Annotated in this window: 17 protein-coding genes; 9 read left to right on the top strand and 8 right to left on the bottom strand. The window is 54.9% G+C overall.

What is annotated here, in order from left to right; all coding sequences use genetic code 11:
- Positions 1–28: 28 nt before the first annotated feature.
- Complete coding sequence (gene nrdR, locus VLH40_03125) at positions 29–493, bottom strand: transcriptional regulator NrdR (protein HSV31000.1); 465 nt, start codon at positions 491–493, stop codon at positions 29–31.
- Between the two features lie 243 nt (positions 494–736).
- Here nrdR and VLH40_03120 point away from each other — a divergent pair, with 243 nt between their 5' ends.
- The 4 genes from VLH40_03120 to VLH40_03105 all read left to right on the top strand — a co-directional run bounded on the left by VLH40_03120 (position 737) and on the right by VLH40_03105 (position 5063).
- A complete protein-coding gene (locus VLH40_03120; protein HSV30999.1) occupies positions 737–1147 on the top strand; it encodes a metal-dependent transcriptional regulator in 411 nt (136 codons plus the stop codon).
- Positions 1148–1248: 101 nt separating this feature from the next.
- A complete protein-coding gene (locus VLH40_03115) occupies positions 1249–2295 on the top strand; it encodes a Fe(3+) ABC transporter substrate-binding protein (protein HSV30998.1) in 1047 nt (348 codons plus the stop codon).
- Between the two features lie 68 nt (positions 2296–2363).
- Entirely contained in the window at positions 2364–3962 is a 1599-nt protein-coding gene (locus VLH40_03110; protein ID HSV30997.1) for an iron ABC transporter permease, read from the top strand.
- Positions 3963–3977: 15 nt separating this feature from the next.
- Positions 3978–5063: an ABC transporter ATP-binding protein gene (locus VLH40_03105; protein HSV30996.1), complete on the top strand. Its 1086-nt coding sequence runs from the start codon at positions 3978–3980 to the stop codon at positions 5061–5063.
- A gap of 317 nt (positions 5064–5380) precedes the next feature.
- Here VLH40_03105 and pdxT read toward each other — a convergent pair whose 3' ends face one another.
- The 6 genes from pdxT to VLH40_03075 all read right to left on the bottom strand — a co-directional run bounded on the left by pdxT (position 5381) and on the right by VLH40_03075 (position 11583).
- Positions 5381–5968, bottom strand: coding sequence for a pyridoxal 5'-phosphate synthase glutaminase subunit PdxT (pdxT, locus tag VLH40_03100; protein HSV30995.1), 588 nt, complete (start codon positions 5966–5968; stop codon positions 5381–5383).
- Positions 5969–5981: 13 nt separating this feature from the next.
- Positions 5982–6863 carry a pyridoxal 5'-phosphate synthase lyase subunit PdxS gene (pdxS, locus tag VLH40_03095; protein ID HSV30994.1) on the bottom strand — a complete coding sequence of 294 codons (882 nt, stop codon included), beginning with the start codon at positions 6861–6863 and terminating at the stop codon, positions 5982–5984.
- A gap of 665 nt (positions 6864–7528) precedes the next feature.
- Positions 7529–7906, bottom strand: coding sequence for a toxin-antitoxin system HicB family antitoxin (locus tag VLH40_03090; protein HSV30993.1), 378 nt, complete (start codon positions 7904–7906; stop codon positions 7529–7531).
- On the bottom strand, positions 7903–8142 hold the full coding sequence (locus VLH40_03085; GenBank protein HSV30992.1) for a hypothetical protein: 240 nt from the start codon (positions 8140–8142) through the stop codon (positions 7903–7905). Before VLH40_03085 ends, VLH40_03090 begins: the two co-directional genes overlap by 4 nt.
- Positions 8143–8891: 749 nt before the next feature.
- Positions 8892–9407 (bottom strand): hypothetical protein, encoded by a 516-nt coding sequence (locus VLH40_03080; protein ID HSV30991.1) that lies wholly within the window; start codon positions 9405–9407, stop codon positions 8892–8894.
- Between the two features lie 355 nt (positions 9408–9762).
- Positions 9763–11583, bottom strand: a complete 1821-nt coding sequence (locus VLH40_03075; protein ID HSV30990.1) for a DUF2207 domain-containing protein — start codon at positions 11581–11583, stop codon at positions 9763–9765.
- 191 nt (positions 11584–11774) lie between these two features.
- Between VLH40_03075 and VLH40_03070 the strand changes: the two genes are divergently transcribed.
- Entirely contained in the window at positions 11775–12224 is a 450-nt protein-coding gene (locus tag VLH40_03070) for a DUF5674 family protein (protein HSV30989.1), read from the top strand.
- Positions 12221–12556 carry a hypothetical protein gene (locus tag VLH40_03065; GenBank protein ID HSV30988.1) on the top strand — a complete coding sequence of 112 codons (336 nt, stop codon included), beginning with the start codon at positions 12221–12223 and terminating at the stop codon, positions 12554–12556. The genes VLH40_03070 and VLH40_03065 overlap by 4 nt, the downstream gene beginning before the upstream one ends.
- Before the next feature lie 244 nt (positions 12557–12800).
- Here VLH40_03065 and VLH40_03060 read toward each other — a convergent pair whose 3' ends face one another.
- Complete coding sequence (locus VLH40_03060) at positions 12801–14222, bottom strand: L-fucose/L-arabinose isomerase family protein (protein HSV30987.1); 1422 nt, start codon at positions 14220–14222, stop codon at positions 12801–12803.
- 222 nt (positions 14223–14444) lie between these two features.
- Here VLH40_03060 and VLH40_03055 point away from each other — a divergent pair, with 222 nt between their 5' ends.
- The 3 genes from VLH40_03055 to VLH40_03045 all read left to right on the top strand — a co-directional run bounded on the left by VLH40_03055 (position 14445) and on the right by VLH40_03045 (position 17287).
- Positions 14445–15260: a PstS family phosphate ABC transporter substrate-binding protein gene (locus VLH40_03055; protein ID HSV30986.1), complete on the top strand. Its 816-nt coding sequence runs from the start codon at positions 14445–14447 to the stop codon at positions 15258–15260.
- 130 nt (positions 15261–15390) lie between these two features.
- A complete protein-coding gene (locus tag VLH40_03050) occupies positions 15391–16095 on the top strand; it encodes a response regulator transcription factor (protein HSV30985.1) in 705 nt (234 codons plus the stop codon).
- Positions 16085–17287: a HAMP domain-containing sensor histidine kinase gene (locus tag VLH40_03045; GenBank protein ID HSV30984.1), complete on the top strand. Its 1203-nt coding sequence runs from the start codon at positions 16085–16087 to the stop codon at positions 17285–17287. The genes VLH40_03050 and VLH40_03045 overlap by 11 nt, the downstream gene beginning before the upstream one ends.
- Positions 17288–17572: the final 285 nt, after the last annotated feature.

Raw genomic sequence — 17572 nt, 5'->3', positions numbered from 1 at the left:
CAAAATCCCTCCCACTCAGGATAGATCGTCATAATTTTTCCTGTTGATTTTTCAATGTGGCCAGAACATCGATGAACTGGTCGACATCCCGGAACTCCCGATAGACCGAGGCAAACCGTACATAAGCCACCTGGTCGATCCCTTTGAGCTTTTCCATAACTTTTTCACCGATCCGGGAAGAGGGAACTTCGTCGTATCCCTCTTCCCGGACTGCCTGCTCGATTTCTCCGGTCAGCGATTCGAGCGTTTCGATGGGCACCGGCCGTTTTTCACAGGCCTTGAGCATGCCTTTCAAAATTTTCCCCCGGTCAAAAATCTCTCGTTGGCCGGTTTTTTTCACCACGACCAGCGGTTCCCGCTCGTGACGCTCGAAGGTAGTAAACCGGCGGCTACAGGCCGAGCATTCCCTTCTCCGCCGGACGCCGCTGCCACCTTCGGTCACCCGAGAGTCGATCACCCGGGAATCCGCTTCGTTGCAATAGGGACAGTACATACCGTTTACCTACTATATATGGACATTATTTCAAGAAACATACAACATATTGTGTTAATAGGATACTCTAACTCATCTCAAAAAGCAATCCACCATCATTGATTTTTTTTGCCGGGATACACCTTGACAAATTCATTCCTTCATAAAATATTTTCTACAACCTATTGACAACCAGTAAGGCTAAATGGTAGATTACCCTTCGTTGAAACTAAGCTAATTAGGTAGAACTAATAAGGAGCCGGTATGGCCACCCAAGGGCGTATTTCTCCTTCTTTACAGGATTACCTGGAAACCATCCTGGAGTTGGCCGGGGAAAAAGGAGCGGTCAGAATCACCGATATTGCCGATCACCTGGGCTTTACCAAGCCCAGCGTCCACCAGGCCGCCCGCGATCTGGTCAAAATCGGCTACCTGAAACAGGCGAAATACGGGCCGGTGGAATTGACCCGACGGGGACGGGAACAAGCGCGACAAGTTCTGGAAAAGCATCGCGTTGTCTACCGCTTTTTGGTTGAACTGCTGGGAGTGGATCCCGAGACCGCGGAAAAAGACGCCTGTCGCATCGAGCACGTCGTTAGTCCGCTTACCTTCCTGAAGCTGTCGGAGTTCCTGGATAAAACAGACGTGAACAAAACAGAGGAAAAGTCCCCCTGATAACAATTCCCTCGCTACTGCTACAGGAGGAGGAAGGGAAAAAATTTTAAATAAAAGTTAGTAGCACCAAACTTCCAAAATCCGAAAGGAGAGAGAACGCGATGTTACGCAGGAAAATCACGAGGCTGTTTATGGTTGGCATGGCAGGGGCGCTCATGTTGCAGCTCTTTTTCCCGCTGTATGGTTACGGGAACGAAGCGGAGAATGCGCGTCCTGATTTAGGGGTAGTCAACGTTTACACTGCTCGTCATTACGGGGTGGAACCAGTATTTGAGGCCTTCACCACGGAGACAGGCATTGCCGTCCGCTTTACGACGGGTAGCGATGCGGTCTTGCGAGAGCGGATCAGGGTCGAAGGCAGACATACTCCTGCCGACATATATCTGGCGGTGGATGCCGGCAACCTCTGGTTGGCCGCACAGGATGGCCTGCTTGCACCGGTGGCCAGCGATGTGCTGGTTGCCAATATTCCGGAAAACTTGCGGGATCCGGAGAATCGATGGGTGGCCCTGACCAAGCGCGTGCGCACCATCATGTATCATCCGGACCGGGTAAATCCGGAAGAGCTTTCCACCTATGAAGCGCTGGTTGACCCCATGTGGCAGGGGCGCTTGTTGATGAGGCCGGCCACCCATTCGTATACCCAGTCGCTGGTGTCCAGTCTGATAGCGGCGCACGGCTACGACCAGGCTAAGGAGATTGTCCGGGGTTGGGTGGCCAACAATCCTACGCTGATCGACAGCGACACGCGTCTTCTGGAAACGTTGGCCGCCGGAGGGGGTGACCTGGCTATTACCAACCACTATTACTTGGGACGTCTGCTTGAGGCGGACCCGGCATTTCCGGTACGCGTCTTCTGGGCTAATCAGGAAGAGCGGGGCGCACATGTCAATATTAGCGGCGGCGGTGTGACAACGCATGCGCCTAACAGGGAAAATGCGGTTAAGTTTTTGGAGTGGCTGTCCAGTCCCCAGGGACAGAAGCTGTTTGCCGACTCCAACCACGAATTTCCAGCCAATCCCCAGGTAGAGCCACATCCCATCATTGCCGGGTTCGGGCGCTTTGTCTCGGATCCCCTGAGTCTGGCTGAGCTTGGCCGGTTACAGCCCGATGCCATCAAACTGTTGGACGAGGCCGGCTATAGATAGACACAATGAGGACATTAATAACTCGTTTTCCCTTTATTAGGAACGGGCAGGGGCTCCGCACCCTGCCCGTGTTTCCATTGTTGATAGCTCTGTTGATCGTGTTGCCGGTGTTGGTGGTAGGTTCTGCCGTGCTGACTCCTACCAGGGAAGTATGGGCCCACTTGGCTCGGACGCTACTGCCGGAGATGAGCCGAAACACGCTGTTGCTTTTGCTTGGTGTCGGGGTGGGCACTCTCATCCTGGGGGTTGGCTTGGCTTGGTTGGTGACCGCTTATCGTTTCCCTGGTCGGAACGGGCTAGAATTGTTGTTGGTACTGCCTATGGCGGTGCCCACCTATGTGCTGGGCTTTGTCTACGTGGCCACTTTTGATTTTGCCGGACCGGTTCAGACTTTTTTGCGGGGTTATTTTACCGACCTCGCCTGGTTTCCGGAAATTCGTTCAGGGACAGGGGCCATCCTGGTGATGACTCTGGTTTTATACCCTTATGTCTACCTGTTGGCTAAAGCCGGATTCCGGGAACAGTCCGGAGCGCTTATTGAATCTGCCAGGGTTATGGGGTATGGTTCAGTACCCATTTTTTTCCGTGTTGTTCTGCCTTTGGCCAGACCCACCATCGCGGCAGGAGTGGCGTTGGCTGTCATGGAGGCCTTAGCGGACTTTGCCACCGTACGGTTTTTTAATTTCCCGACGTTGTCTGACGGGGTCATTCGCGTCTGGCACGGCATGATGGATCTACGTGCCGCCTCTGAACTGGCTGGGGTTCTGGCCGCGGTAGCTTTGGTCATAGTTCTCTTGGAGCACGCCTTGCGTGGTCGTTCCCGCTATTTCCAGACGGGTGGTAAAGCCCCTGGGATTACGCCGACCACCCTGCTGGGTTGGCGCGGTTGGCTGGCAATGGCAGCTTGTTTGCTGGTAGGGACAGCGGCTTTTCTTCTGCCGGTTGGGCAACTCTTGTCCTGGACCTTGCGGGAGTTGCCTAAGTTGCCGGCGGGAACTATGACTGTCTACGCGCAGCTGACTCGCAACACTCTACTGCTTTCATTGATGGCGGCATTCTTGGTCACCATCGTGGCTATGTTGCTGGCCAGCAGTATCCGGCTAAACGGCAGCAAGGTAGGTTTTGCATTGACCAAACTCGCCACCAGCGGTTATGCTATGCCTGGGGCGATGATCGCCATTGGTATTATCGTGCCTTTGTCTTCTTTTGACCATGCCTTGAACGACGTCATCGAAGCGTGGACGGGCAGGAGTATAGGATTACTTTTAACCGGTTCGATAATGGGCCTTCTTTATGCCTATGTTGTCCGTTTTATGGCCATCAGCTTCAACAGCGTGGACACCAGCCTGGAAAAAATAACCCCGAATATAGCGGCGGCGGCCAGGGTTTTAGGCGCCAAACCATGGAGATTGGCCTGGCGTATTCATTGGCCGCTGGTGGCGCCCGGTATGCTGGCCGGCGCGACCCTGGTTTTTGTAGACGTGATGAAAGAGTTACCAATTACGGTGATGTTGCGACCATTTGGCTACGACACGCTGGCGGTTTGGGTCTGGCAGATGGCTGCTGAGTCAGCTTGGGCAGGTGCTTCTTTGCCGGCACTGGTCATCGTGCTGGCAGGCTTGGTGCCGGTGGCTTTGCTCACCCGGGCAGCATCCCGCAACAACTAAAGGAATGAGTGAAAGATGTTGCTGAAAAAAAGCGTCCATGGGAGTTGTCCGCTGGAGACCGAACCGGCTTATGTAGAGCTTGACAATGTGTCTAAGTCCTTTGCGACGGTCAAGGCAGTCTCGCGACTGACAATTGGCATCGGCAAAGGAGAATTTTTCACCTTGCTTGGGCCGTCAGGTTGTGGAAAAACGACGACCTTACGGTTAATTGCGGGACTTGATCGGCCTGATGAAGGCACAATCACTGTCGGCGGGGAACCAATGGCCGCGCAAAATACGTGGATTCAGCCTGAAAATAGAGCTATCGGGGTAGTTTTTCAGGATTACGCTTTATTTCCGCATATGACCGTCTCACAAAACGTCGCTTTCGGTCTCAAGGGCTGCCGGAGGGAAAAAGTTAGGGAAAGAGTAGACGAAATGCTTGATCTGACAGGATTGACCGGCTTAGGTGGCCGATACCCGCACGAGCTTTCAGGTGGTCAGCGGCAAAGGGTAGCGTTGGCCCGCTCGCTGGCTCCCAGTCCCCGGGTGATATTGCTGGACGAACCTTTCTCTAATTTGGATGCGGACTTGCGGGAAGAGCTGCGTGGCGAGACAAAGCGCATTCTCAAGGGGCAGGGGGCTACTACTATTTTGGTAACTCATGATCAGGAAGAAGCTTTCTCCCTCTCCGACAGGGTGGGAGTTCTCAATAAAGGCGCCCTGGAACAGGACGGCACTCCTGCCGAAATCTACCATCATCCGCGTAGCCGGTTCGTGGCCGACTTTGTCGGTAAGGCTGATTTTATCGATGGAGTGGTTGAAGACAATATAGTTAAATCTGTTTTTGGCCCTTTCCCCCTTAACGATAAAACAAACCATAAGAGCGGAGGGGTGGAATTGATGGTCAGGCCGGATGACGTCACTTTCAGCCTTGATTCCACAGGGGAAGCCACTATCATTGAAGCTCGCTTTTGTGGAGCGTCAATTCTATACTCGCTTCAGCTGGGCAACGGTAAAACCATCCACGCCATCAGGCCGTCGACGGAAATGACTCCGGTGGGTACCCGAGTGTGCGTGAAACTCGATACCCGCCACATAGTGATTTTCTCCAAACAGTGACATATGGGCCATCGCCATTTGGCTTAATCCAGCGTGAAAAACCGCGTTATAGTAAATTTGATTCTACTACAATAAGTAATTTTGCTGCAGAAGAACGAAGGAAGCCGGGGCCTCAGTTGCCTAAATCAGCCGCCGAAACCACCGCATTTTCGAAGTAAAAAGACCAAGGATGGCCTTTTTAGCATCACTGCAACCGGACGTGGTCATTGAGGCGTGCGAGAAAATGCCAGATGAGGCGGGGCTGATGGCAACGGGGCCTCGCTGAAATGAGTTTTTGCAGCAAAATCAAATGTTAATAAGGAAGCAAAGAGCTGGGTCTAATTGGCTTTATTTTCTGAGGTGACCATCCCCAGAAAGTACCTATGGAAGCGGAGGTCGTCGGTCAGTTCGGGATGAAAGGAGGAAACCAGCAGTTTACCCTGTCGGGCGGCGACGACAGTGCCGTCATCCAAGCGGGCCAACACTTCCACGTCGCCGATGATCCCTTCGATCAAAGGGGCTCTTATAAAAACAGCCGGAAAGGGTTTCTTACCCAGCTCTGAAATAGCGAGTTTGGTCTCGAAGCTTTCCTTTTGCCGTCCGAATGCGTTGCGCCTGACGGCGATTTTCATCAAGCCGAGTGGTTCGACAGTAGAATCAGGGACTTCATCAGCCAGCATTATCATTCCGGCACAGGTGCCCCAGATGGGCAGACCATTTTTCGCCCGGTCTTTGATTATGTCGGTCAACTGGTAATGAGCCATCATTTTGCTGATAGTGGTACTCTCTCCACCCGGAATGATCAGCCCATTCACTCCCTCGAGGTCTTCCGGCAAACGGACAGCCACAGATTCCACTCCCAGTTTTTTCAGGATGGCGATATGTTCAGCAAAGGACCCCTGCGAGGCCAGCACCCCTATCTTCATACAAAACCACCGGTTACCAACCCCGGGTTGCCAGCAGACTGTCGGTGGGAATTTGTTTGATATCCAGTCCGGGCATCGCGTCGCCGAGCTGTCTGGAGACTTCGGCGATGATTTTCGGATTCTGGTAGTGAGTGGTGGCTTTGACGATGGCAGCGGCCCTGGCGGCCGGATTGCTGGATTTGAAAATGCCCGAACCGACGAAGACCCCATCAGCCCCCAATTGCATCATCAAGGCGGCGTCGGCCGGGGTAGCCACGCCGCCAGCGGCGAAGTTGACCACCGGCAGCCTGCCTGTTTTGCAGACTTCTTCCACCAGGTCAAAGGGTGCGCCCATTTCCTTGGCTATGGTCATCAGCTCTTCCTGTGGGGTATTAACCAGTTCGCGCATGGCGCCTGTTACAGCACGCATATGCCGCACTGCTTCTACGATGTTTCCCGATCCGGCCTCTCCCTTGGTTCGCATCATAGCGGCGCCCTCACCGATGCGGCGCAGGGCTTCACCGAGGTCGCGACAGCCGCAGACGAAAGGCACCTTGAAATTGTGCTTCCAGATATGATAATTTTCATCCGCCGGGGTCAACACTTCTGATTCATCGATGTAATCTATGCCAAGGGCTTCCAGAACTTGGGCCTCGACGAAGTGACCGATCCGGCATTTAGCCATTACTGGTATGGTAACCGCTTTCATAATAGCTTCTATGATGGTCGGATCCGACATTCTGGCTACGCCGCCGGCAGCGCGGATGTCAGCGGGTACTCTTTCCAACGCCATCACCGCGCAAGCGCCCGCCTCTTCGGCGATTTTAGCGTGCTCGGCAGTGACCACATCCATAATCACCCCGCCCTTGAGCATCTGGGCCAGCCCGGTCTTGACTTTCCAGGTACCTGTTTCCATGTCTTGTTGCCGCTCCCTCTTACTGTTTTTATAGGTGCTCGAATCTGACCAAGATTTTACTCTTGTTAGATCTGTTTATCAACCACAATAAAGATAGCGGGACACTGATATTCGCAATTTCCGATCTTGTAAAAGGCCACCATAGACTCCCCAGGTAGGTTGATAGCGACACCAAATCTTCAGTAAGGAGGAATATCCGATGGCCAAAGGGCATGGTCCCCCAATCTCCAGAAAAAGCTCCGGGAATCCATCAGCGAACCGGACCCCCGCCAGGCCATGCTTGAGGTTCCCGATACCTTGCGGTAACGGGAGGCAAAACCCGCACCACTGGTTGTTCCGGCTCCCGGGAGAAGGGTTGATCTCCGGCTGATAACCATCTGCCTGTTGATGTCAATGGCAGAATAAAAATACCCAAGCAGCCATTGCGAAGGAACTAACGGTTCAGGAATCCGGCATCCGGCTCCGCTTCGAAGCCCAGCATGGGGATAAATCCTTTGTTGAGCTTGCTGACGAGGTGTTGGGGCACATAATCGTACATTTAATGCATTACGCCTGGGGTATAACCTTGGAGGAATACTTTTCGACCTGATTCTCTGATGGCCCAGCCTGCATCATGAAAGGCGTCCAGAACACGATTAATCTCCTCTTGGCTCATGGGCGGCGGCTCAATATCTATTGTGACCAAAAAACCCGCTGTTTTTGCTAAGAAGGTACAGGCAGTATTGGTTCATACTAATACCTTCCCGCTGAGACATTTCAGACAATTCCTTATGGAGAGATCTTGGAATGCGAAGCTTGAACTGCCCGGAATATTTCTCCAGCGCATTGGCTTCCGGTACTTCATATCCGCTTTCCAATGCCGCCGTCAACCACTGCTTTTTCGCATCCTCAAGCATTTCCATTCCCTTTTCCAAATTGTCGGCACAGGTCAAACAGCCTTTAAGTTCGGGAATCGACAGCACATACCCACCCTCGGTTTCATCCTTGACAATTTCAATTTTATAATTTAAACCCATGAAATATTCTAAATTCTTCACGCTCACTCCTCCCCACTTTCTATAATATCCTTGACCAGCCTGACATACGCAAGCCTTATGGGCTCATTTTCGGGAATGGTGATAGGTGGTTTTCCCTGTTTTCTGAAAGTCCAATGACTGCTGCCGCTACCCGGATTTTTCCCCACATAGCCATAGCTTTCCAAGATCCTTTGAATCTTTGTGAACCTTACATCCTTCGACAATGCGGTTATTTTGCTTAATAGCTTTTCCCATTTCGACAAGCTTATCACTACCTCTTATCCGGCATTGTATATTGTAGCGTGGTGTCATATATGGTGTCAAGATTCCGAATTGACTCATCAATTATCTTAAGGAAATTCAATCGTTGCCTCACCAAAATATCTAAAGATACTTTATCATGCCTTCCAGAGTCTGATCGAGGTCGGTTGTCAATAGTGGACACCAAACATTGATTCTACTGCAATAAGTAATTTTGCTGCAAAAGAACGAAGGAAGCCCGGGCCTGAGCTGCCTGAATCAGCCGCCGAAATCACCGCATTTTCGCAGTAAAAAGGCCAAGGACGGCCTTTTCAGCAGCACTGTAACCGGACGTGGTCATTGATGCGTGCAAGAAAACACCAGATGAGGCGGGGCTGATGGCAACGGGGCCTTGCTGAAATGAGTTTTTGCAGCAAAATCAATATTTCATGCTGCCAGTCGTTTTTCATAAAACCATCGGGTGGTGGAAATCGATCGACGCCTATCAGCATAGTCTTACAAAAAAAACCGGCCTGATTGTCGGGAAACGCTTGTGCTGCAAAACTTTTCGGGCTTTATTATTGCCAGGGGGAGGGTGAAGTTAAGTTAGGTGTCGCTATCAACTTTCCGGGGGGAGTCTTCGGTGGCCTTTTGCAAGACCGGAAATTGCGAACTCAAGTGTCCGCTATCTTCTGAGGGAATGAGTGAAAGTCTTCGCCTCCCTAACCCCGACCGGGCGGTCCGCCCGGTCGGGGTTAGGGAGGCGTTTAGCTTATTGCGCTTCGGTTTGAAGGGTGAAGGTGGCCAGGATCTTTTCGATTAGCGGCTGGTAGGTCTCGTAGGTGGCGGCGCTTGTGCCGGTCATCAGGAACATTTCCAGTCCGGCTTCCCCCGGCGTTTTCAGGGCGATGAACACGCCGTACTGATCGGTGCCCCGGTTGAAGGCGACGACTTTACGGGCTTCCCGGGCGAGGAAGGCGATGGTTTCGTCGCTTTGAATCTGGACATCTTCACCTTGCATGGTGAACATGTCCAGGTAGCCGGCCAGGCCCTCACCCAGCGCCAGGAGCAGGTAGAGATCCGGTTGGGCTATTTCACCCAGGTACCAGGCCATTTCCTGGTCGCTGAGGCCGATGACCTCCTCGAGCCTCAGCCATTCGGGGGGGAGCTGGAAGGTGATCTCCCCCAGGGTTATGGTCTGCCATTCGTCCTGGGCCGCGGCGCTTCCCGGGGCGAACAGGGCGATGAGAAAAAGGGTGGTGATACCGAGTAAAAGGGCTCTACGCATCGCGTGACCTCCTTGAGCATGGTGGTATGGGTAATCGGTGATCGGCCGTGAAGATCGGAAATGACCTCCCTTTCCGGCGGTTGGGCCATCTCCGGGAACCCTCCCGTCTATGATGTAATTTTGATTCTACTGCAATAAGTAATTCTGCTGCAAAAGAACGAAGGAAGCCGGGGCCTAAGTTGCATAGATCAGCCGCCGAAATCACCGCATTTTCGCAGCAAAAAGGCCAGGGACGGCCTTTTCAGCATCACTGTAACCAGACGTGGTCATTGATGCGTGCAAGAAAACACCAGATGAGGCGGGGCTGATGGCAACGGGGCCTTGCTGAAATGAGTTTTTGCAGCAAAATCAATATTTAGAATGCTCCTCCCCGGCCCCCCCCGGAGCCCCCGCCGAATCCGCCCCCGCCTCCGCCGAATCCGCCTCTTCCCCCGAATCCGCCGGAGGATTTGCTCGTGGCCTGGGTGATGGTTAGTGCGGCCGTGGAGTGCAGGCCGTACATTTGAGCACCGAACAGATAAAACCCGGCGCCGTAGAAGTGACCGTGCCGACTCTGGGCTTCCCAAACCTCCCGGGGGATTAGTTGTTGCAGGTGCCTCATGACCTGGCTGGCCAAGCCCAGCGCCGTGGCGTAAACCAGGTATTTTTCCCAGAGGACCACCGATTCGGGGGGATGTTCGGACAGGAGGGAGTAGTCGGTGAGGTAGCGGCTGAAATTATTCCACTTCAGGTAGTATTTCCGTCCTTCCCGGGTCCAGCGCCCGAAGAAATCCCGCCGGACGAAAAGAATTCCCCCGCCGCCGAACCAGAAAGCACCGGCCAGCACGGTGAGGAAGGGGAGAAGGTGGCCGGTGGTCGGCTGCAAGGCCATTTCGACCACAACGGTAGAGACGAGCATCATCAGCACGGCCAGAAATTTGGCCAGGTAATTCCCGGTTTGCTGGAGATAGTGGCGACTCGTCACCGATGCGCGGACCAGGGACTCATAAGCGGACAGGCTGGAATTGAAGCTGCGGGCCTCGCTTAAGGAATTCCGGAGTTTGTGCTCGATATCGTCGAAGCGGAAGACCCCTTCGGAGGAAAACTTTTTCAGAAGTTCCAGGAGTTGGATTTCAGACTGGGCCAGCCCTTTCGTTTCATTCGGGTTTGTCAGGCGGATGGTTGGTTTGCCCTCCTCGTCCTGGAAATCGATCACATCCCTTTGGTAAAGGTGCATGAGGGTTGCGGCCAGGCCGTCGCGATCAACCGGGCCGGCCATGTTCTTAACCATGGCGTTGACGAAATCGGGTGGATCGTCGGAAGGAAGCTCCCGTTCGTAGATGCCCTGGTAGGGGATTTCGGGTTCTTTCCCCATGAACCAGAATATGAGGATCAAGAGAACGATGAAGGCCAGAAGGGCCATGGTCCAGGGGAACCAGGCTTCCCGTTGGTGGGCCCGGTATCCCGCTTCGATCTGGGCGATCTCGCGAAGACTCAGGGTGGGGTTGTCCACCGCGTAGCGCATGGCCGGAAGCGGATCGGCCAGGAAGCGGACCTCGGCGAAGGTTTCGGGGGGGAGATTTTGGGCGGTGATCAGGAAGCGGTTTTCCAAGCGTTCTACCGGGAGGGTGGGGTGAGTGTACACGCCGGTGATCTTCACCTCCGGGGGAAACTCGAAAATACCCCGCACCTCACCGGCGGGCGCGTCCCAGCCTCCCCAGAACTGGCGAAAGACCTGGGCGACGTCTTGCCCGTTCTCGAATACTTGCTTGGCGGTATAGGTGACGTGGAGGGTGAAGCGGGATTCTTCCCGGGGGTTCAGGCGTTCTTCGCTCCCCTGGGGGACCAGCCACACCCGGGCTGCGAAGCCGGAGTCGGTGTGCTGGAGAAACTCGACGGACCGCTTCTCGATTCCCTCGGTCCACAGCCTTACATTGTCCATGGTCACGTAGCGGTCAGGAGGGATTTCCCGGAAGACTCCCCGGAAGGGCTTGCGCATGAGGTATTCGATGGTTTCGTGGACTTCCACCCGGCCGTCTGGCAACATCCGCTGCTCGATGACCGCGGACTCGACCTGGTACAGAGCATCAAAATACCATAGGAAATAGGGATTACCTCCCACGTACTGGATCAGAATGAAGAGGAGGGCCAGGATGATGACTCCGACAATCCGTATGATGGGTTTTTTGGCGCGCATCGCCTTCACCTCGCTAACCGGAATGCGGGAAACCGGCGGAAAGCGGTTCGGTCACCCGAGTAAACGGTAAGGACAATGTCATTGTATACCAAGCCCAGCCCGGGTGTAAATAGTTTAGTAAATAGCCGGGAAAGCGGCGCCGCTGTCGCCGTCTCCCACCTATCCCCCGGTTTGCGCCGCTTGCGGTCCCATTGTATTCCATCGCGCGTTCGCTTGACAGCGCCGGGCGGCTGTCTTACCATGAGGAAAAGGACGATCGTTCCGGAAGGCTCGCCGGAAGATCACGGAAAGGAAAAGACATGCGCTTGCTCGAAAACGCGATCGACCTGTCGGAGTTAAAGGTCATGGCCGAGTGTTCTTTCGGGAACCTGGTCAAGGCGGTGGTGGATGTCGGGCGGAATATCATGGTGGTCGATGCCGAACTTCATTCCGACCAGGAAGCCTTCTTGCTTGAGCAGGGGGCCTGTCAAAATAATCTATGGGGGATCAATCTCTATCCGGAAAATCCGGAAGACAGTTTCATCGAATTCGATTCCTTGATCAATATCCGGCCCCGGTCGGCCAATCGCGGTAGAGGCGTGGAAGACCCCCTGATCCGGGAAAAGATCGTCTCTATCGTTACTAAGCTGGTGAGACGGTGACCGTATTTCATAAAGAACTGGCCGGCGGGCGATGGCGGACTTTCCCGTTCATCGAGCAAATGGCCAACGTCGGAAGTGAGATCGAGCGGGCGATGGCCTGGCGGAAGCGGGGGAGCGTCGCTGACAGCGCCGCGGCCTTCGAGCGGGGCCTGGAACTCCTTGACCTGACCATCCAGGACCCCGGGAACCGGAAGCGTCTGCGGGAACTGTGCCGGCTCCGCGAGGCGCTGGCCGATTATTTTGTGGGGGAAAATACCTATCGTTCCACCGATGAACTCTGGCGGAACTATTTTTACTCCTTCGCCTACGCGGCGAGGCGGGAGCGGGAATGACCGGCGAAGGCTTAGCCCTCCCAGGCCAGGCCGCGCGTGGGAACCTTACTCCGGGCGAAAAAAAGTCTCTACCCGCGCCTTTCTCCCGCGGTGCATTGATACCGGTTAAAAGCGTAACGCGGATGCCGTGAAACGAGGCGAAGGGTCGGATCGGGAAGGAAGGGAGGGTCCGCCCGGCCGATCTGGCGACCTGGCGGGGGTGGCCACTCCCGCCGGAGCGGGATCCGGCGGGAGAAAGCACGGCTTAAACCATATCCAAAGGGCCGTGGAAATAGGTGTCGAAACCCAGGTATTTCTGGAAGGCCTCGTTGAGGACATCGCCGGAGTAGGAAAGGTTGAGCGCCACGTGGTGCTCGAATCCACCCTCGCACAGATGGTTAAGAAGGTCCTGTAGCTCGGGGATATCCACGATGCCGATACCCCCGAAGGTGTCGATCCGCTCGGGAAGTATCTCTCCTTCGGCGATGTAGGCGGTGATCCCGCCGGTCGTGTCGTCGGTGGCCAGCCGGGCCAGGGTGGCCGGCCCGGCTGGGATGGTGCCGTAGCAGGTCCCGTAGGCTTGGTCTTTGGATACGGCGGACGAGGAGAGGATGTCACCGAAACCCATGCGCGGGTTCTCCAGCAGGGAGCGCGGGTAGTTGGAACAGTGGAAGAGCACCGCTTTGTCCGGGTCGTCCCCGTAGTTGTTGTTCCAGTCGACCAGCGCCGACGGAGTGCCGGAGGCCAACTGCAGGGCGTACATGCCCAATCCGCCGGTCAGGTCCACCTCGCAGGCGGCGGGAAGTAATTTTTCACTGAACATACTCATTACCGTACAGGGCATGATCCCGTAATTTTTCTGGATCGACGTCCAGCACTGGAAGGCAAAGAGCTTCACCCCGCTGGCGGCGATCCACTCGTCAAGGACCACGGCCAGCTTGGCCATCTTCGTAAGCGATGCTTCGGGGACTCCCTCGCTGGGAATATAGGCTTTGATTTCCGCCAGTTTGCCGGTGACCTTTGCCTCACTATCCGCCAGGCGGTTGGCCTGACCGATGATTTCCGACAGATCGGCGGTTTCCACAGAGATACCGAAGCTTTCCAGAATTTTTTCCGAGAAGCGGACCGTATTGAAGGCGTTTGGTCGGGCACCGATCGCCCCTGCTTTTAGATTCTTGAAGCCGTTGACCACCCGGCAGACGGCGGAAAACCAGGCGATGTCGCCGGCGAAAATCTCCGAGTCCGGGTGCACGGTGTGTTCCCCGGTCAGGGAAAAGGGGATGCCGAATTGCCTGAGATTGCTGCAGACCGACAACTTTCCACAGAAGCTGTCCCGGCGGCTCTCGATGGTCATGGTGGAGGGATCATCGGGGAAGGCCTGGACCAGCACCGGAACATTGAGCCCGGACTGGCGCAGGGTGTGGGCGATGGCCTTTTCGTCGCCGAAATTGGGGAGAGCGACCACCACCCCCGAGATCGTCTTACGGTGCTCGTCGAAAAGTTCCGCGCATTTCCGGGCGTCATCGGCGGTTTCCACCGCCCCGTACCTGGTGTCTTCCGGGGAGAGGCAGACCACATCGTATCCCCAGCCGGTGAGCAGAGAGAGCATCTTTTTCCGTCCGTCCCGGGCCAACTCGGCCGGGAAGAACCCCCGATTTCCCACAATCAGTCCCAGAGTTTGCTTCAAGTGTATAACCTCCCTTATTCTGATGATCAGTCGAGCTAATAGGTCACACCCCTGCGGGATAGCCGACAGGGTCATGTCCACCGCCTGGTTCCAGTATAACCGGCGGACCTTTTTAACCGGTTAAAGATATGTTAAAAAACTTTAACATTCTCTGAATACCCCTTTAATGATTTTATCTTACCATGTCTTTAGTTCGATTTATAGAAAAGGGGGTTTTACTTTATGAAAAAGTCCGCATTCCTGTTGGTGTTTATCGTCAGCTTGTTGGCTGGATCCCCGTTCGCCGGAGCCCAGGAGTCCATCGATATTTCCGGATCCACCACCGTATTGCCCATTTCCCAGATTTTGGCTGAGGCATTCATGGACCTTAATCCCGATGTCGCTATCACCGTTTCCGGCGGCGGGTCGGGTATAGGGATCACCGCTCTGGTCGACGGGATCGCTACGATAGCTCAGTCCTCCCGGAAAATCAGGCAAAGTGAGATCGACAAAGCTACTGAACGGGGCATCAACATTGTCAAAATCGAAATCGCCAAGGACGCCCTGTCCGCCGTAGTCCATCCCAGTAATCCTCTGGAAGATATTTCCATCGATACTCTCCAGAAGATCTATATGGGAGAATTGACCCACTGGAAAGAACTGAATGGCTGGGACAAGGAGATGGTCATCATTTCCCGCGATACCGCCTCCGGTACCTTCGAAGTTTGGAATGAGCACGTCCTGAGAGGCAAAGAGTTGACCCCCATCGCCCTGCGCCTCCCCTCCAACGCCGGTATCCGGGCGGAAGTGACCGGTAATCCTCATGCCATCGGCTACCTCGGTATGGGGTATGTGACCGAGGCGGTCAAAGCCCTGCGGGTCGACGGTGTAGATCCGGTTATGGAAAACGTGCTTGACGGTGATTACCCGATCGCCCGCGGCCTGTTCTATTACGTGGCCGGCGAACCGGAAGGAGCACTCAGGCGGTTCATCGATTTCATCCTGAGTCCGGAAGGCCAGCGCATTGTTGCCGAAGAAGGGTTTATTCCGTTACAATAGTTGTAAATCAGGAGGGTTGAACGAGGGCAGGGGTTTTCGGTCGGGCGCGGCCCAAAGCCCCTGCCGCGCATCGCTACACCATAGCCCTGATAAACCGGGTGCGGGGTCAAGAGAGGTGAGGAAGCAAACTGTGAACGGATCTGTGGCGGACCGTAAACCGGTTGTCTTTATCGTGGAAGATGAAAAGGATGTCGCCGGTTTCGTCAAATATTTTTTGGATAAGGAAGGGTACGCGGTCCAGCACTTCTTATCCGGGGAGAGCTTCCTGGAAGCGGTGTCCAAGGCCTATCCGGACCTGGTTATCCTGGATTTGATGCTCCCCGGCGTCCAGGGGGTGGACGTCTGCCGGTATCTGAAGCAGGACGAGCGCCTGCGGACCGTCCCCGTGATCATGCTCACGGCCAAGGACGACCCCATCGACGTGGTGCTGGGGCTTGAGGTGGGGGCTGATGACTACGTCACCAAACCCTTTCATCCCCGGGAACTCCTGGCCCGGATTAAGGCAGTCACCCGGAGAGCCGTCCTCCGGGAATACGATAGGGGAAGCCTCCTGAAAGCCGGTATTTTTCTGCTCAACGGCGACGAACTGTCCGTCACGGTCGAGGGGGAAGTTTTCGCCTTTTCCTGGCGGGAGTTCAAAATCATTGAACTCCTGGCCCGGAACAAGGGGAAGATCATCAGCCGGGAAACGGTGCTTAACCGCATCTGGGGAAATGACGAGTTCATCACCGACCGGACCGTCGACGTTTATATCGCCAACATCCGGAAAAAACTGGGCGTTCGCAGCGAGCATATTGTGACCGTGCGCGGAGCGGGATACCGGTTTGAACCCTGACTTTCCTGTACTGTCCCTGGTTCTGTTCGCTTCGGGTGCCACCTTGTGCGTGATCGCCCTGGCTGTTTTCCGGTTTGTCTTTCGGTGGAAGCGGTCTTGCCAGGTCCTGTTGGCGAAACTCCCCGACCACGATGGGGTGCTGGATCTGGACACTCGTCTACGGCAGTGTTTCGAGCGATCGGGTGTGGCCTGGGATACCGCACGCTTCCTGCGCTCGGGATTTCTGGATTTGACCCAGCGGGTCGGGCTGGCCGGCGCCCTTTACGATCCGGCGACCCAAGTTATCGAATACAATCCGGCCTTCGCCCGTCAGGCCGGGGTCCGGAACCAGGACCTCTTAAGCATCCACGCCCTAGAATTACCTCTGTTTGGTGATCTGTTCCGGAATCCACCCCCGGCGGAGGGCTTGGTGGAGCTGGGCAATATCAAGCTGAAAATCCACCTCCGGCAAGAGAAGGGGATGGTCATGGCCGTCCTGGAAAACATCGCCGAAAAAGAACAGGAAGAAGCCGACCGGCGGTATTTTTCCAATACGCTCTGGCATGAGATCAAGACTCCGGTGACGGTGATGAAAGGTTTTACCAACATCCTTCTCGAGGAAATCCGCGATCCTTTCCTGTTGAAAGCCACCGCGACCATCGAAAAACAGGTCGACCGCCTTGCAGCCTTGATCGGAAACCTGCGGACTCTGGCCGATAAGCGGAATATGAGCGAAGCCTTGTGCCGTAGTCAGGACGTCACTGACATTCTCCGCCAACAGACCGAACTTTGGCAGGAGGAAGCGGCCAAGCGCAACCTCACCGTGACCCTGCACACGAATACCCCGGAAAAAACCGTCTATGCCCTGCGCTTAACCCGGGGAGATTTCTTCGTCCTGGCCTCCAACCTCATCTCCAACGCCATCAAGTTCACCCAGGAAGGGGGACAAGTAAAGATCAAGACCGAAATCCTGGCCTCCGCCCTATCCCTCGAGATCAACGACAGCGGGCCGGGGGTTCCTCCTCAGCTCCAGGCCATCCTCTATTCCCCGCTGGGATACGAATTCCTGGAAGGGGAGGGCAGCCGGGGGATGGGACTGTATCTGGTCAAGGAAGCGGTGGAGCGGGGTGACGGCCGGATCGCTTTCAAAAGCGCGCGCGAGGGGACATCTTACCGCATCAGCTTGCCCTTCCACGAGGGATCAAAGCCATGACCGTCCGGCAGTTCGGACACGAATTGCCTCATCTAAAATCTTGATGAACTCCTATCGTTGCCTCATTGAAAAATCTTGATATCAGCTAATCTACCTCCAGGAGATATTGAGAGACCGGAGGTAACGAAATGGAGCTGTCGATGAATACCAGAAGAGAAATCGTGAAGAACCTGGCACCGGAGTACCGGAAGGCTACCAAGAAAGAGAAGGGAAAGATCATCGATACACTCGTCCCTCTCACCGGTTACCACCGGACGTACGCCTCCTGGCTGTTGTCGCATCATG

It is taken from the genome of Atribacteraceae bacterium (assembly GCA_035477455.1).
GTDB lineage: Bacteria > Atribacterota > Atribacteria > Atribacterales > Atribacteraceae > DATIKP01.
This window is presented reverse-complemented; position numbering and strand designations above follow the sequence as displayed.